At 39.5% G+C, this 13127-nt stretch carries 16 protein-coding genes; 6 read left to right on the plus strand and 10 right to left on the minus strand.

What is annotated here, in order from left to right; all coding sequences use genetic code 11:
• Positions 1–26: 26 nt before the first annotated feature.
• Both ACERCF_RS05635 and ACERCF_RS05640 read right to left on the minus strand, forming a co-directional pair.
• Positions 27–1583 carry a diflavin oxidoreductase gene (locus tag ACERCF_RS05635; protein ID WP_373610197.1) on the minus strand — a complete coding sequence of 519 codons (1557 nt, stop codon included), beginning with the start codon at positions 1581–1583 and terminating at the stop codon, positions 27–29.
• Between the two features lie 80 nt (positions 1584–1663).
• Positions 1664–2095, minus strand: a complete 432-nt coding sequence (locus ACERCF_RS05640) for a PAS domain-containing protein (protein WP_373610196.1) — start codon at positions 2093–2095, stop codon at positions 1664–1666.
• A 306-nt stretch (positions 2096–2401) separates the two neighbouring features.
• Between ACERCF_RS05640 and ACERCF_RS05645 the strand changes: the two genes are divergently transcribed.
• Genes ACERCF_RS05645 through ACERCF_RS05655 form a run of 3 tightly spaced genes read left to right on the plus strand, consistent with a single transcriptional unit; the run spans position 2402 to position 4839 of the window.
• The gene (locus tag ACERCF_RS05645) at positions 2402–3586 is read left to right on the plus strand and encodes an ATP-grasp domain-containing protein (RefSeq protein ID WP_373624932.1); all 1185 of its coding nucleotides are present in this window, start codon (positions 2402–2404) and stop codon (positions 3584–3586) included.
• A gap of 10 nt (positions 3587–3596) precedes the next feature.
• Positions 3597–4349, plus strand: coding sequence for an esterase family protein (locus ACERCF_RS05650; protein ID WP_373624933.1), 753 nt, complete (start codon positions 3597–3599; stop codon positions 4347–4349).
• 37 nt (positions 4350–4386) lie between these two features.
• The gene (locus ACERCF_RS05655) at positions 4387–4839 is read left to right on the plus strand and encodes a DUF302 domain-containing protein (protein ID WP_373624934.1); all 453 of its coding nucleotides are present in this window, start codon (positions 4387–4389) and stop codon (positions 4837–4839) included.
• A gap of 116 nt (positions 4840–4955) precedes the next feature.
• Here the strand turns inward: ACERCF_RS05655 and ACERCF_RS05660 are convergent, their stop codons facing one another.
• The 6 genes from ACERCF_RS05660 to fkpA all read right to left on the minus strand — a co-directional run bounded on the left by ACERCF_RS05660 (position 4956) and on the right by fkpA (position 8475).
• A complete protein-coding gene (locus ACERCF_RS05660; protein ID WP_373624935.1) occupies positions 4956–5903 on the minus strand; it encodes a hypothetical protein in 948 nt (315 codons plus the stop codon).
• A gap of 63 nt (positions 5904–5966) precedes the next feature.
• On the minus strand, positions 5967–6239 hold the full coding sequence (tusB, locus tag ACERCF_RS05665; protein ID WP_373610191.1) for a sulfurtransferase complex subunit TusB: 273 nt from the start codon (positions 6237–6239) through the stop codon (positions 5967–5969).
• Positions 6240–6248: 9 nt separating this feature from the next.
• The gene (tusC, locus tag ACERCF_RS05670; RefSeq protein WP_373610190.1) at positions 6249–6620 is read right to left on the minus strand and encodes a sulfurtransferase complex subunit TusC; all 372 of its coding nucleotides are present in this window, start codon (positions 6618–6620) and stop codon (positions 6249–6251) included.
• Between the two features lies 1 nt (position 6621).
• The gene (gene tusD, locus ACERCF_RS05675; protein WP_373610290.1) at positions 6622–6999 is read right to left on the minus strand and encodes a sulfurtransferase complex subunit TusD; all 378 of its coding nucleotides are present in this window, start codon (positions 6997–6999) and stop codon (positions 6622–6624) included.
• Complete coding sequence (locus ACERCF_RS05680; RefSeq protein WP_373624936.1) at positions 6999–7655, minus strand: helix-turn-helix transcriptional regulator; 657 nt, start codon at positions 7653–7655, stop codon at positions 6999–7001. The genes tusD and ACERCF_RS05680 overlap by 1 nt, the downstream gene beginning before the upstream one ends.
• A 94-nt stretch (positions 7656–7749) precedes the next feature.
• Positions 7750–8475 (minus strand): FKBP-type peptidyl-prolyl cis-trans isomerase, encoded by a 726-nt coding sequence (gene fkpA, locus ACERCF_RS05685; protein WP_373624937.1) that lies wholly within the window; start codon positions 8473–8475, stop codon positions 7750–7752.
• An 86-nt stretch (positions 8476–8561) separates the two neighbouring features.
• Between fkpA and ACERCF_RS05690 the strand changes: the two genes are divergently transcribed.
• From ACERCF_RS05690 to rimO, 3 genes are all read left to right on the plus strand, one after another.
• The gene (locus tag ACERCF_RS05690; RefSeq protein WP_373610187.1) at positions 8562–8783 is read left to right on the plus strand and encodes a SlyX family protein; all 222 of its coding nucleotides are present in this window, start codon (positions 8562–8564) and stop codon (positions 8781–8783) included.
• 42 nt (positions 8784–8825) lie between these two features.
• On the plus strand, positions 8826–9518 hold the full coding sequence (gene mtnN, locus ACERCF_RS05695) for a 5'-methylthioadenosine/S-adenosylhomocysteine nucleosidase (protein ID WP_373610186.1): 693 nt from the start codon (positions 8826–8828) through the stop codon (positions 9516–9518).
• Positions 9519–9652: 134 nt separating this feature from the next.
• Positions 9653–10987, plus strand: coding sequence for a 30S ribosomal protein S12 methylthiotransferase RimO (gene rimO, locus ACERCF_RS05700; RefSeq protein ID WP_373624938.1), 1335 nt, complete (start codon positions 9653–9655; stop codon positions 10985–10987).
• Positions 10988–11066: 79 nt separating this feature from the next.
• Here rimO and ACERCF_RS05705 read toward each other — a convergent pair whose 3' ends face one another.
• A complete protein-coding gene (locus tag ACERCF_RS05705; RefSeq protein ID WP_373610184.1) occupies positions 11067–12323 on the minus strand; it encodes a NupC/NupG family nucleoside CNT transporter in 1257 nt (418 codons plus the stop codon).
• 11 nt (positions 12324–12334) lie between these two features.
• Positions 12335–13123 carry a 4Fe-4S cluster-binding domain-containing protein gene (locus tag ACERCF_RS05710; protein ID WP_373624962.1) on the minus strand — a complete coding sequence of 263 codons (789 nt, stop codon included), beginning with the start codon at positions 13121–13123 and terminating at the stop codon, positions 12335–12337.
• Positions 13124–13127 lie beyond the last annotated feature (4 nt).

The following is a 13127-nucleotide window of genomic DNA, read 5'->3' on the forward strand; positions in this document are numbered from 1 at the left end:
TTTAGTTTGTGCCTTTTTGTTAAACTTTAATACACATCTCGCATTAAGCGACCTTCTGCCACAAGTCTTGCAATAATATTATTAAAATCATCAACATAAGGCTCTTTGCCGATTTGTTCGGCAATGTTAATTAATTCTGCATCAATAGCTTTGCTCATTGCTTTGCTTCCGCAAATGTAGAAATAAGCTCCTCGTTGAATTAATGCCCAAACCAATTCTGCCTGTAAAGCTAAAGCATCTTGCACATAAAATTTCTCTGCTTGGTCTCGAGAGAATGCGGTAAATAGCTTCGTTAATGTGCCGTTAGCGAGGTAATTTTCCAGCTCATTTTGATATAAAAAATCCTGTTCTCTATAACGCTCGCCGAAGAATAAATAGCTCTCAATATTTTGATATTGGCTCTCTAAGGCTTGTAAGAATGCGATATGAGGGGCAATACCTGTACCGGAACCAATCATCACAACGGGTGCAGTTAAATTTTCAGGCAAGCGGAAGTTTGGATTTGCTTTTGCAAAAATAGAGATAAAATCACCCGCTTGTAGCTTAGCTAAATAATCGCTTGCTGTGCCTTGATAATCTCTGCCATTGAGTTGGTAATAGACGTGGCGAATACATAAATCAACATAATCGGGGTGCGTTTTGCCACAAGAACTAATTGAATAAGCACGAGCGGATAAGCTAGATAACATCGGCTCTAAATCCGCTAATGTAACGGTTTTTTTCGGATCAAAATCTTGTAGCACGTCTAACAAATCTCGCCCGTATAAATATTGTTCTAGTGCTTTTTTGTTGGAAATTTTCGTTAAGTCTTTCAACGCTTGGCTGCCGCAAATTTTTTGAATATCACGCAGCACATTTTTGCTTAATAAACGTAATTCTTTATTGCGTAGTATATCGAGGGCGTTTGTATCATCAAACCACTCAGCATATTGGTTTAACAACTGTTCAGGCTGGTTTACTTTGATATAAATTAAATCCCCCGCTTGGTAGAAAATACCACTCTCTTTAAGCGACAAACGAAGATGATAAACAGGCGGATTTGAATTGGCTAAATGCTTAATTTCTAGCACTTCGGCTTGATAAGTGGCATCTTCCCCATACACTTGGACCGAAAGCTGATGGGCTAATGGAGCTTCATTAGGCTGAGTTAAAACCTGCTGCACAAGAGGCAACCATTGTTTAAAGATTTCTTGATAATTTAGGTCTGCATCTACCCTTTCAATCACGGCTTGGGCTTGCTTTGCCTGTAATAAGCCATCTAGCTGTTTGCTATAACCGCAGAATTTATCGTAAGTAATATCACCCAGTCCGAAAATGGCATATTTCACATTACAAGCGGTCAGATTTTCCAATTTCTCTGCAAATTCATCGGCATTTTCAGGTGGTTCACCATCTCCAAATGAGCTGGTTAAAATCAGCAATAAGCTATTTGGGTTGAAAGCGGTTAAATCCGTTTCATTAAGGGTGGAAAGGCTCGTTGAGTAGTGATTTAAAAACGGTTGTTGGGCTAACTGTTGGGCAAGTTTCTCTGCGTTGCCAGACTCTGAACCATAAGCGATGTGAATATGGGTAATGAGAGACATAAAAACTCCTCGAAAACAAAAAGGAATAAAAAATTGCGTGTAAAAGAGAGCTTCCTTTACACGCAATCCTAGCTTTTTAATTATTCGCCGTAGAAGTCATCAAAGATTTCTTTTGCTGATTCTACTGCTTCAAAGTTGGTCATTAAATCGTTAATTACACGGCGAACGCTGATGTAGCCTGTAATTTTGCCCGCTTCATCAAACATTGGTTGAACGGTGGTATCAACCACATAAACCACACCGCCTTTACCGCAGTTTGGTACGATACCTGTCCAGATTTTACCGGCTTGGATAGTATCCCACATATCTTTATAAACTTCTTTTGGTACGGCAGGGTGGCGTACAATATTATGTGGTTGTCCAATTAATTCTTCACGGGTAAAACCAGTTAATTTGCAGAAAAGGTCGTTAGCGTAAGTAATCACACCTTGTAAATCGGTGGTTGAAATTACTAAGGTATCTTGTACTGCTTTTAAGATAGCTTCATTTGAAGGAACAATTTGTTCAGCCATTTTAAATCTCCGATTAGATATATTAATGTTGTAATTCATCAGTATCAGAACTGATGAATATAGTTAGCATAATAGATAGCCATTATGATGTAAATTAGAAATAAGGCTAATTACTAAAAAATATCCGACTAAATTAATATGGTTAACATCTTGTTAAATATAGGTTTTTAAGAAGTAAAATTATTTAATTTTTAGTGTTTAATTTTTGTAAAAAATTTATTTGGTTGAATATATTTTGCAATTTAATTAATTTCGCCTACAATCACTTTATTGAATTAATAATATGCAAACTCGAAAGGAAAACTTATGTCCAAACCTCTAAATTTTGTGATGATTTCCCCTCACTTCCCGACCAATTTTGAAACCTTTGCGGTACGTTTACGTGAAGCCGGTTTTAATACGCTTGGAATTGCCGATGCCCCTTATGAATCATTGAGCGAAAATTTGCGTCATTCCCTGACTGAATATTATCGTGTAGATAATATGGAAGATTACGAACAAGTTTATCGTGCAGTCGCTTACTTTGCCCATAAATACGGGCGAATTGACCGCATTGAATCGCACAATGAATATTGGCTCGAATTAGATGCGAAATTGCGTACCGATTTCAACGTCTTTGGTTATAAAACGGACGATATGTTAGCCATTAAAACCAAAGCTCAAATGAAAGAAGTTTTCCGTAAAGCAGGCTTAAAAGTGGCTCAAGGGCGTGTGTTTAAAGATGATGAAGATGCCCGCAAATTAGTAAAACAGCTTAAATTCCCGGTAATCATCAAGCCAAATTCAGGGGTTGGGGCGAGCGATACTTACAAAATCAAAACTGCGGAAGAGCTAGAAGCTTTCTTCGGTTATAAAACGCCAACCGTTGAATATATTATGGAAGAGTTTATTGATGGCGATATTATTACTTTTGATGGTTTAACCGACCACGAAGGCAATATTGTGTTCTACTCTAGCCTAGAATATTCTGAAGCAGTACTAGATACCGTATCTAAAGATGGCGATATGTATTACTACGTTCCACGTGAGATTTCTCCAAAACTGGTTGAAATGGGCAAAAAATGCGTGGATGCTTTTAACGTAAAAGAACGCTTCTTCCACTTTGAGTTTTTCCGTGTGAAAGGCAGTAAAAAAGAGGAAATCTTACCACTTGAAATCAACTGCCGTCCACCGGGCGGTTTAACCATTGATATGTGGAACTACGCCAACGATTTCGATGTGTTCCGTGAATTTGCCAATATTGTGAAAGAAAACAAATTCTATGCCGATATTCAGCATCCTTGGAACGTAGTGTATATTTCTCGCAAAGCAAACCAAAACTATGTAAACTCAATCGAAGCCGTATGTGAGAAGTTTGCAGGCAATATTATCAGCGTGCAAACCGTACCGGGCGTATTTGCCAAAGTGATGGGCGAGAAAGGCATTTTAGCTCGCACCGAAACAATGGAACAAATGCGTGAAATCGCACAATTCGCACAAGCTAAACAATAAGAGGTGAACTATGCATTTTGAAAAAAGAAGCCACTGGAGTGGCGAATTAGGTCGTGAAATGTCGTTCAACGTTTACGGACACGCAGGTAAACCAGTTATTGTTTTCCCCTCCTCCGGCGGCAATGAAAACGAGTATGGCAATTTCGGAATGATTGAGGCGTGCCGTTCCTTTATTGAACGTGGCTTAATCAAATTTTACACGCCTGATTCTTACGATGCGGAATCTTGGTTATCCAAACACAAATCAGGACACGATATGGCATTGGCTCACAACGCTTATGACCGCTACATTATTCACGAGCTTGTACCGTTAATTCGCCACGAATCACAATGGAACGGTACAATGATGGCAACAGGTTGCAGTATGGGAGCATTCCATACCGTAAACTTTGCCCTACGCCACCCGGATCTGTTTGATATTGCCATCGCCTTAAGCGGCGTTTATGACGCACGCTTTTTTAGTGGTGAGTTTTATGGTGATAACGCAGTATATTTTAACTCACCGATTGATTATGTTTGGGGACAAACTGATGATTGGTTCTTAGAACGTTATCGTCAAAACCATTATGTCATCGCGGTTGGGCAAGGTGCTTGGGAAGAGCAACACGTTGAAGACACCCGTCGTTTGCAAGACGCCTTTAAGGCAAAAGGTATCCAGGCGTGGTTTGACTATTGGGGCTTTGATATCGACCACGACTGGCCGACTTGGCGTAAACAAATGCCTTATTTCTTAGGAAAATTAGAAGAACAGGGTATTATCTAATTTTATTATTTGTAAACAACTCACTTAGGAGCAAAAAATGAATTTAAAGGCAGTTGCAGTTTCTGCATTAGCAATGAGTAGCGTGGCAATGGCAGATATTGCTGACGTTAAACCAATGGTATTTGAAAGCAAGTTTGATTTCGAAACCACAGTGACCACCTTATCTAACACTTTAAAAGAAAAAGGAATGACGATTTTTGCCGAAATCGATCACCAGGCGGCTGCCAAACAAGCCGGCTTAGAAATGCAACCGGCGACAGTGTTAGTTTATGGTACACCAAAAGCCGGCACGCCATTAATGGTGAAAGATCCGATGTTAGCCTTACAGCTGCCGTTGAAAGTGCTGGTAACTGAGGCGAGTAAAGGTAAAGTAGAGGTAATGCTAAACAGTGCTGAACAAGTAGTTGCACACGCTAATACTCCTTATGCTGATGTGGAAAACAATCTCGCCAAAGCCGAAAAATTGATTAAAGCTACGGTTGCGAAATAACACATTCAAGCGTTAAAAATCCCTCTGCCGAAGAGGGATTTTTACTAATAGCAAGCGGTCAAAATTAATGAAAAGTTTGCAAATATAAAGCAGGGAATTCTTTGCTTTATTTTGAATTAGAAAATCGCTTCTAAACGCACAAAGGTGTGAACAAAGTGTTTACGGTCTCTGTCTTTATCGTTGTAGAAACTAATTTCCGGTTGGATAAAGAGCCAGTTACTCCAAATTGGCTGGCGGTAAGCCACGAATGGCCCCCAATGATTAAATCTTGATAAATCTTTATCTAAACGCCCACCGAAGTTAAGACCATAGCTGATATGCGTAAGCGGTTTGAAATTGTGCTGACGATAAATACTGTGTCCCCAGCTTCTCTCTTCATCTACGTCCTTACGATACTCAAAGTGAGTATGGTTCATAATAAATGTAGTTTCGTTTTCGGTATATTTATTTTCCAAATTGGTACGTAAATAGTGCTTACTTTCTGTACCGTAACGATAGATTTGTTCTAGACGAGTGCTAAATTGATTAGTAATTTGCCAATCTTTGCTGATTCTTGCACGCCCATAAATATCACTACCTGAACGAATACCGATATCGAAGTCAGTATCAATACCTAATTCTTTAATGCCATCAGACCAACGCAAACCGATTGACGAGTTAGAGTCACGGGCTTCACGGGAGTTATAATGTTTTTTCGGATCAACATTTTTATATAGTTTACCAACGTGGTTTTTATCGGTTAATTCGTTATCAAGTTCGTCATCACCAAATACCACATTTAGATGTTTTTTTAATACGGGCAATTTGATTTTACCACGAACACGAGGTTTCACCGTAAATTTGTCGTGTTTATCCCAACGGCTGTCTAGTATTACACGTAATGAAGCCGTGCCGGGTTTGTCTGGGTCGGCATCGCCTAACCAATCATTAATATTGTTTGCCCAACGATCCAATGTGTTACTTGCTTTTGTATGTTGCTTATCAACCCAAGTTGGATTATTTTGTTGTGCAGCAGCAAAAACAGGGGCTAGTGCCAGTAAAGAAACAAGGTATTTTGTTCTCATAGTAAGTTCTCCTTTTAAGGTGGCTCCCATCATAATCCAATTTATAAGCTATTACAAAGGAAATTACATCGCAATTTGAGGGAAATAACGTTCGGTTAATTTCACACATTCTGCTAATGAAATAGTGCGAAATTCCGAGAGCGATTGTTGCAATCCTCTTGCCGTTACATCTTGTTCTAAGAGATAACAACGGGGCAAATTTGCAAAAAATTGTGGATTTTTGACCGCTTGTAATACGCCGTCTTGCCATAATACAACGGTGTCATTTTCGGTTATATGATTTAATATACTCAAGGTTTCTTTATCATATTGTGCTTTGGATAGGGTATAAAGCATTCTACTTCCTTAAAAAGTCATTATTTTTTCGGCTTGATTCAGTAATTCGATGATTTCTACTTCTTGGCAGAATTGCATATTAGGCAAAATCCATTTTGCATTATCTAAACCACGAGAACTTACCGATTCTTGGCAAACAAAACATTCTGTTAGGTCGTAAAGGTCTAATAATTTAAATGTTGAGATATGATCTTTTTGCAGAATTTGCTCAGGTTGGTGATTAGCCAGTAAGTTAAACACGCCATCATTGATAAAGCAGATTAAGATCTCCTGCTCATCACAAAACGCACTCGCCGCAAGCAGAGCGTCTAGCCCCTCACGACTTACCGAAGAGCCAAAAGGCGGCTGTGTGAATAAAAAAGCGAGTTTATATTTTTTCATTTTAAAACGTGAGAAGTCTATCGGCTTTTAACACTGCTTGGCTAAATTCTCCCAAGCCTGCAAGGGTAAAACCCTCCGCCACATTTGTGGTGGAAGTGGCGGTAGTTTGTTCATCAACCACGCCTCTGCGTTGAGCGGCAGCAATGCACAAATGCAGCTGCAAGCGGTGCGATTTTGCCAAATTTTTCCACTTTTCGACTAAATTAACTTCATCGCTTGCCGGATTTACCAAGTCATTGGCATTGCTTATCCCTTCTTGAAAAAAGAACACTTGGCAAATATTGTGATGTGCTTGTAACAACTCTTCCGCCACTTGGTAGGCAAGAAATGCCCCCTGCGAGCCGTAAACGGGGGATTTTATCGCTAATACATAATCCATCACTCACTATCCTGCTTGATTTGTCGAATATAGAGATAAACCGTGTGGCGGGAAATATCCAACTTTTCCGCTACTTGGTTAATCGCATCTTTAATATCAAAAATCCCTTTTTCAAACAGCGAAATCACAATCTGGCGATTTTTATTATTGTTAGAAATCGATCTATCCGCCATCACATCATCAATGGTTGTTTGAATGGTTTGAGCCACCAAATCTTCTACCGAACTTGCAAAGGTAACTTCCGCAGCTTCATCTTGCGGCATAATAAAAGAACTTAGAAATTGAGAGGTTGGCACTTCCAGATTGATATTAATACAGAGTAAACCGATAACGTGTTGCTTGCCGTTACGAATCGCAATACTGATCGATTTCATCAGCACACCGCCTTTTGCTTTTGTGAAGTAAGGCTTAGACACACTATCGGTTGCCATATGGTGCAGTGATTTTAAAGCACGGTCTGTAATCGGTGAGCCGATTTTGCGGCTGGTATTGTGTCCGTTGGCAATATAAATAGCGGAATGTTCAAGAAACTCTAATGAATGCAGCACGATTTCGCAATGCTCGCCAATTAAAGCGGCAATGCCATCTACAATCGGGAAGTAAGAAGCCAGAATGGCGTGATCTTCATCGGAAAAAGGCGTGAATTTTTGGGTCATATATAAATTACAAGCGGTTAGTTTTATTACATTTTTTGCAAATCTTATAATAAATCTAACCGCTTGTGTAGGTTCAATGAGAATTGAATGTCAATTATTTCTTAGCGTCTGCCGCTTTGAAATCCAATAGTTCAATTTCAAATTTTAAGGTTGAGTTCGCCGGAATTTTGCCTGCCGCACGCTCGCCATAGCCTAATTTTGGTGGCACAACGATTTCCATTTTACCGCCTTTTTTCAACATTGGGATTGCTTCAATCCACGCCGGAATTAATTGATTTAATTGGAATTCAATCGGCTCGCCACGATCGTATGAACTATCAAATACCGTACCATCGGTTAAAGTGCCTTTATAGTGAACTTTAACGGAGTCTTGCGGTTTTGGCGATTCGCCTTCGCCTGCTTTTTCAATTTTGTATAGCAAGCCAGAAGAGGTTTCTTTCACACCGGCTTGTTTTTTGTACTCTGCACGGAATTTATCACCGGCAGAAACAGTGGCTTTCGTTTTTTCTTCGTTAATTTTAGCTTCTTTCGCTGACAAATAAGCATCTAAAGATTTTAACTGTTTTTGTAAATCTTCATCAGTTAATTTGCCTGTTTTCTTTAACGTGTCTTGTACACCCGCTAAAATTTTATCTTGGTTATAAGTAAAAATCTCTTTTTGTGATTCAATCACACCTTCAATGTTTTTACCCATTAACACACCGACTGCATAAGAAGAGTCATCAACAAATTTTGGATCTGCTTTCTCTTGTGCGATTGCATTTGTGGCGAAAAAAGCACCTGCAATAACAGCCGCTAATGATAATTTAGTTTTTAACATAATTTTTCCTTATAAAAATAACTGTTAAGAAAATTCTAGATAGGGTAAAGTGTAATTTCATTTCACACAACCTTTTTTTCATAAAAATGGATAATAATTGTACATTATCGGCAAGAATTACCGAATTAGAAACAAAAGTAGCCTTTCAAGAGATGATTATTGAGGAATTAAATCAATCATTAATTGACCAACAATTTGCAATCGATAAGCTACAAACGCAAATTCGCCACATTGCCGAAAAATTAAAAGGAGCGCAACTCAGCCAAGTTGCCTCACGCTCAGAAGAAACACCTCCGCCACATTATTAATGTGGTGTATTTTTAGTAATTAATATAAATAGGAAAGCAAAAATGAAGATTGGTATTATTGGTGCGATGGCACAGGAAGTTGAAATTTTACGTAAGTTAATGGTTGAGCCAAAAACAACTGAATTAGCAGGCTGTAAAATTTTTGAAGGAAAAATTAACAACACTCGCATTGCGTTATTACAATCCGGCATTGGTAAAGTATCGGCTGCCATCGGCACTACATTACTTATTCAGCTCGCACAACCTGATATGATTATTAACACAGGCTCTGCGGGTGGTTTAGACTCAAACTTAAATGTGGGCGATATTCTTATTTCAACCGAAGTCCGCCATCACGATGTTGATGTAACTGCTTTCGGCTATGAAATCGGGCAACTTCCTGCCAACCCGGCAGCCTTTGAGCCAAACGAACAATTAGTCGAACTTGCCCAAAAAGAAGCGAAAAAAGCTGGTTTTAATGTGGTTTCAGGTTTAATTTGCAGTGGCGATGCTTTTATCAATGGCAAAGAGAAAATTAACGAAATCCGCCAAAACTTCCCAAATGTGGTTGCGGTAGAAATGGAAGCGGCAGCGATTGCACAAGTTTGTAATGGTTTTGGCGTGCCATTTGTGATTGTGAGAGCGGTTTCTGATGTGGCAGATAAAGAATCTCATCTATCATTTGAAGAATTTTTACCTTTAGCGGCAGAAAAATCATCCGCTATTGTGTTGGCAATGTTGAATGATATTGACTAACTAGTTGCAAAACTTTATCAAAAAATGACCGCTTGTTATCGCTATTTGCGGTAATTTTTTGTAAAATCTCGCTAATTTTTTTGCCTACAAGACAAAAATTGTAGGCATTTTCTTTTTTAATTGTTGAGAGTGATATGAGTGCTACCCCGAATATTGGTTTTATCAGCTTAGGCTGTCCTAAAAATTTAGTTGATTCCGAACGTATTTTAACTGAGCTGCGTGCTGATGGTTACAATATTATTCCAAGCTATGAAGATGCTGATTTAGTGATTGTAAACACCTGCGGATTTATTGATTCTGCAGTGCAAGAGTCATTAGAAAGCATTGGTGAAGCCTTAGAAGCAAACGGAAAAGTGATCGTTACAGGCTGTTTAGGGGCAAAAGAGAACCAAATCCGTGAAGTTCACCCAAAAGTGTTGGAAATTACAGGTCCGCATAGCTATGAAGCGGTAATGAACCACGTCCATAAATATGTGCCGAAGCCAGAGTTTAACCCTTACACTAGCTTAGTGCCAAAGCAAGGTGTAAAACTTACACCGAAGCATTACGCTTACTTAAAAATTTCAGAGGGCTGCGATCATCGCTGCACATTCTGTATTATTCCATCAATGCGTGGCGATTTGGAAAGCCGCCCTATCGTGCAGGTGTTAGATGAAGCAAAACGCTTGGTAGATGCTGGCGTAAAAGAGTTATTAATTGTCTCGCAAGACACCTCTGCTTACTCGTTAGATCGCAAAAAAGAAGAAGCAACCAAAACGGTATTCTGGAACGGTATGCCGATTAAAAGCAACTTAATCACACTTTGCGAGCAATTAGGCTCAATGGGTGTTTGGGTGCGTTTGCATTACGTTTATCCGTATCCTCACGTTGATGATTTAATCCCACTAATGGCAGCAGGCAAAATTCTGCCGTATTTGGATATTCCACTTCAGCACGCCAGCCCTAAAATTTTAAAAGCAATGAAACGCCCAGGCTCTATTGAAAGAACCCTTGAGCGTATCAAAAAATGGCGTGAAATCTGCCCGGAACTAACGCTGCGTTCAACCTTTATTGTTGGCTTCCCGGGCGAAACAGAGGAAGATTTCCAACTGTTACTCGATTTCTTAAAAGAAGCTCAGCTTGACCGTGTTGGTTGCTTTAAATTCAGCCCAGTTGAAGGGGCTGTAGCAACTGATATGCCAGACCAAGTGCCGGAAGAGGTAAAAGAGGAACGCTTCCACCGCTTTATGCAGTTACAACAACAAATTTCAGCTGAGCGTTTACAAGCCAAAATTGGTAAAACTTTACCTGTTATTATTGATGAAATTGATGAAGAAGGCATTATCGGACGTTCAATGGCTGATGCACCGGAAATTGATGGTGTAGTGTATGTGGATAACCTTGAAAATAAAGAGGTAAGTGTCGGTCAAGTGATTTCCGTAACTATTATCAATGCAGATGAATACGATCTGTGGGGAACCTTGAATTAATAATCAATCTAACTAAAAATAAATGCTGCTAGATTTGCAATCTAGCAGCATTTTTTAACCGCTTGTATAAACCTTTATATTAACCTAAAGCCACACCACTTAAGCCGATAAAGAAGCCAGCAATGGTTGCACTCATTAAGTTGGCAAGGGTTCCGCCAATCACCGCTTTAAAACCTAAGCGAGCGATGTCTGAACGGCGATTTGGAGCCATACTACCAATACCACCAATTAATACCGCAATGGAGCTGATGTTCGCAAAACCACATAATGCAAAAGTAATAATGGCTTTGGTTTTATCGCTTAGTTGAACTACTGAATCAGGTTGTAGGTATTTTGTAAACTCAAGATAGCCAACGAACTCATTTACTGCTAATTTCATACCAATCATCTGTCCTGCAATATCTGCATCTTCCCAAGGCACGCCAATAATAAAGGCAAGCGGTTGGAACAGATAACCTAAGAGAATTTGTAGTGTTAAATCTTCACGTCCAAACCAGTTACCAATTCCGCCGATAATGCCGTTAAGTAACGCAATGACCGCAATGAAGGCAATTAACATTGCACCAACGTTAATGGCTAAAGATACCCCCGAACTTGCGCCGTTAGCAAGAGCCTCTACTATATTGTTTGGCTTTTCAACTTCAACGCTTTCATCAATTTGATCTAAAATGCGCTCATTTTGTGGATACATTAATTTCGCAAATAACAAACCAGCCGGAGCTGCCATAAATGAGGCTGCAATTAAGTAAGTTAAAGGTACGCCCATTCCTGCATAACCTGCCATTACAGAACCTGCGATGGAGGCTGTTCCGCCCACCATTACCGCAAAGAGTTCTGAATCACTCATTCGGCTGATATAAGGTTTTACCACTAATGGAGCTTCTGTTTGTCCAACAAAAATATTCGCTGCTGCTGACATTGATTCTGCTTGTGAAGTGCCAAGTAATTTTTGCAAGCCACCACCAATAATTTTAATCACCCATTGCATCACACCAATGTAGTAGAGTAATGAAATCAGGGCAGAGAAGAAGATAATAATTGGTAATACTTTGATAGCGAACACAAAGCCAATGCCGCTATTGCTTGGATCAGCTAAGTTACCAAATAAAAATGAAATCCCTTCATTCCCGTAATTGATGACCTTGCTCACGCCATTTGCGGTGGCAAGTAACGCATCACGTCCAGCCGGCACATAAAGAATCAGTGCAGCAAAAGCAATTTGAATGGCTAATGCCCCAAATACCGTTCGCAAATTGATTGCACGTCTATTATTAGAGAGTAAAGCCCCAATACCTAATAGGACAAATATGCCGATAATGCTAATGAATATATCCATAGAGAACTCCGTTAGTAGATAGTAATAATTTTGTTTATGTCGCACTGTTTAGCAAATGCCGCTAGTTTATCTGTTTGCTCAATGCTTGGTACAAAGTGGGCTAAACCCTCTTCGTCCCTTGCTCCTTTAGTATGAACTCGAATAATTTTGAGTAGTACATCTGGATAAGGCTTGAGTAATTGAGCTACTTTCTCAAGCAAATGATAGGCATCATAAAACTCATTAAGGTAAACCAAACGTACTTCTTCCACTTTATCAAGCGGTAATAATTTGGCTAAATTTTGCAAATTACGTGCCAAGTTTTCAGGCTTAATATGATTCACCGTTGGGATTACCTGTTCTGGCACTTTGCCTGCTTGATTTTTTCGATCAAAGCACAGCGTTTGTAAACCTGCTCCATCGCCTTTAAGGTCAAACAGAAATTTATCGGTAACCTCAATTAACGGCTCTGTGGCTTCAAAATCAAAAAAGCCGCTGCTGTCTAAGTAGCAAGTTAAACCTTTTTGGCGAAGAGCTTCAAACAGCGGCACTAATTTTTTGTGATGAATGGTTGGCTCACCCCCCGAGATGGTTACCCCTCGAATAAAAGGCACCGCCTCCATCACTTGATCATATAAGTACTGCAAATTAACCTGTTTTGCTTCCTCCGTATAACGAGGAATCGTTTCCGGATTATGGCAATACAAGCAATTTAGCTTACAGCCTTGTAGAAAAATACTTGTGCGGTTGCCCTGTCCTTCCACATTAGAAAAGGGAATAATGCGGTGCAACGGCACAAAAATATCAGCAAGTGCAGCCATTTTA

It is taken from the genome of Mannheimia kashgarensis (assembly GCF_041807705.1).
Taxonomy (GTDB): Bacteria; Pseudomonadota; Gammaproteobacteria; order Enterobacterales; family Pasteurellaceae; genus Mannheimia.

Coding starts and splice junctions, on each gene's coding strand:
- ACERCF_RS05635 (WP_373610197.1), bottom strand. CDS start 1,583: ATGTCTCTCATTACCCATATTCACATCGCTTATGGTTCAGAGTCTGGC.
- ACERCF_RS05640 (WP_373610196.1), bottom strand. CDS start 2,095: ATGGCTGAACAAATTGTTCCTTCAAATGAAGCTATCTTAAAAGCAGTA.
- ACERCF_RS05645 (WP_373624932.1), top strand. CDS start 2,402: ATGTCCAAACCTCTAAATTTTGTGATGATTTCCCCTCACTTCCCGACC.
- ACERCF_RS05650 (WP_373624933.1), top strand. CDS start 3,597: ATGCATTTTGAAAAAAGAAGCCACTGGAGTGGCGAATTAGGTCGTGAA.
- ACERCF_RS05655 (WP_373624934.1), top strand. CDS start 4,387: ATGAATTTAAAGGCAGTTGCAGTTTCTGCATTAGCAATGAGTAGCGTG.
- ACERCF_RS05660 (WP_373624935.1), bottom strand. CDS start 5,903: ATGAGAACAAAATACCTTGTTTCTTTACTGGCACTAGCCCCTGTTTTT.
- tusB (WP_373610191.1), bottom strand. CDS start 6,239: ATGCTTTATACCCTATCCAAAGCACAATATGATAAAGAAACCTTGAGT.
- tusC (WP_373610190.1), bottom strand. CDS start 6,620: ATGAAAAAATATAAACTCGCTTTTTTATTCACACAGCCGCCTTTTGGC.
- tusD (WP_373610290.1), bottom strand. CDS start 6,999: ATGGATTATGTATTAGCGATAAAATCCCCCGTTTACGGCTCGCAGGGG.
- ACERCF_RS05680 (WP_373624936.1), bottom strand. CDS start 7,655: ATGACCCAAAAATTCACGCCTTTTTCCGATGAAGATCACGCCATTCTG.
- fkpA (WP_373624937.1), bottom strand. CDS start 8,475: ATGTTAAAAACTAAATTATCATTAGCGGCTGTTATTGCAGGTGCTTTT.
- ACERCF_RS05690 (WP_373610187.1), top strand. CDS start 8,562: ATGGATAATAATTGTACATTATCGGCAAGAATTACCGAATTAGAAACA.
- mtnN (WP_373610186.1), top strand. CDS start 8,826: ATGAAGATTGGTATTATTGGTGCGATGGCACAGGAAGTTGAAATTTTA.
- rimO (WP_373624938.1), top strand. CDS start 9,653: ATGAGTGCTACCCCGAATATTGGTTTTATCAGCTTAGGCTGTCCTAAA.
- ACERCF_RS05705 (WP_373610184.1), bottom strand. CDS start 12,323: ATGGATATATTCATTAGCATTATCGGCATATTTGTCCTATTAGGTATT.
- ACERCF_RS05710 (WP_373624962.1), bottom strand. CDS start 13,123: ATGGCTGCACTTGCTGATATTTTTGTGCCGTTGCACCGCATTATTCCC.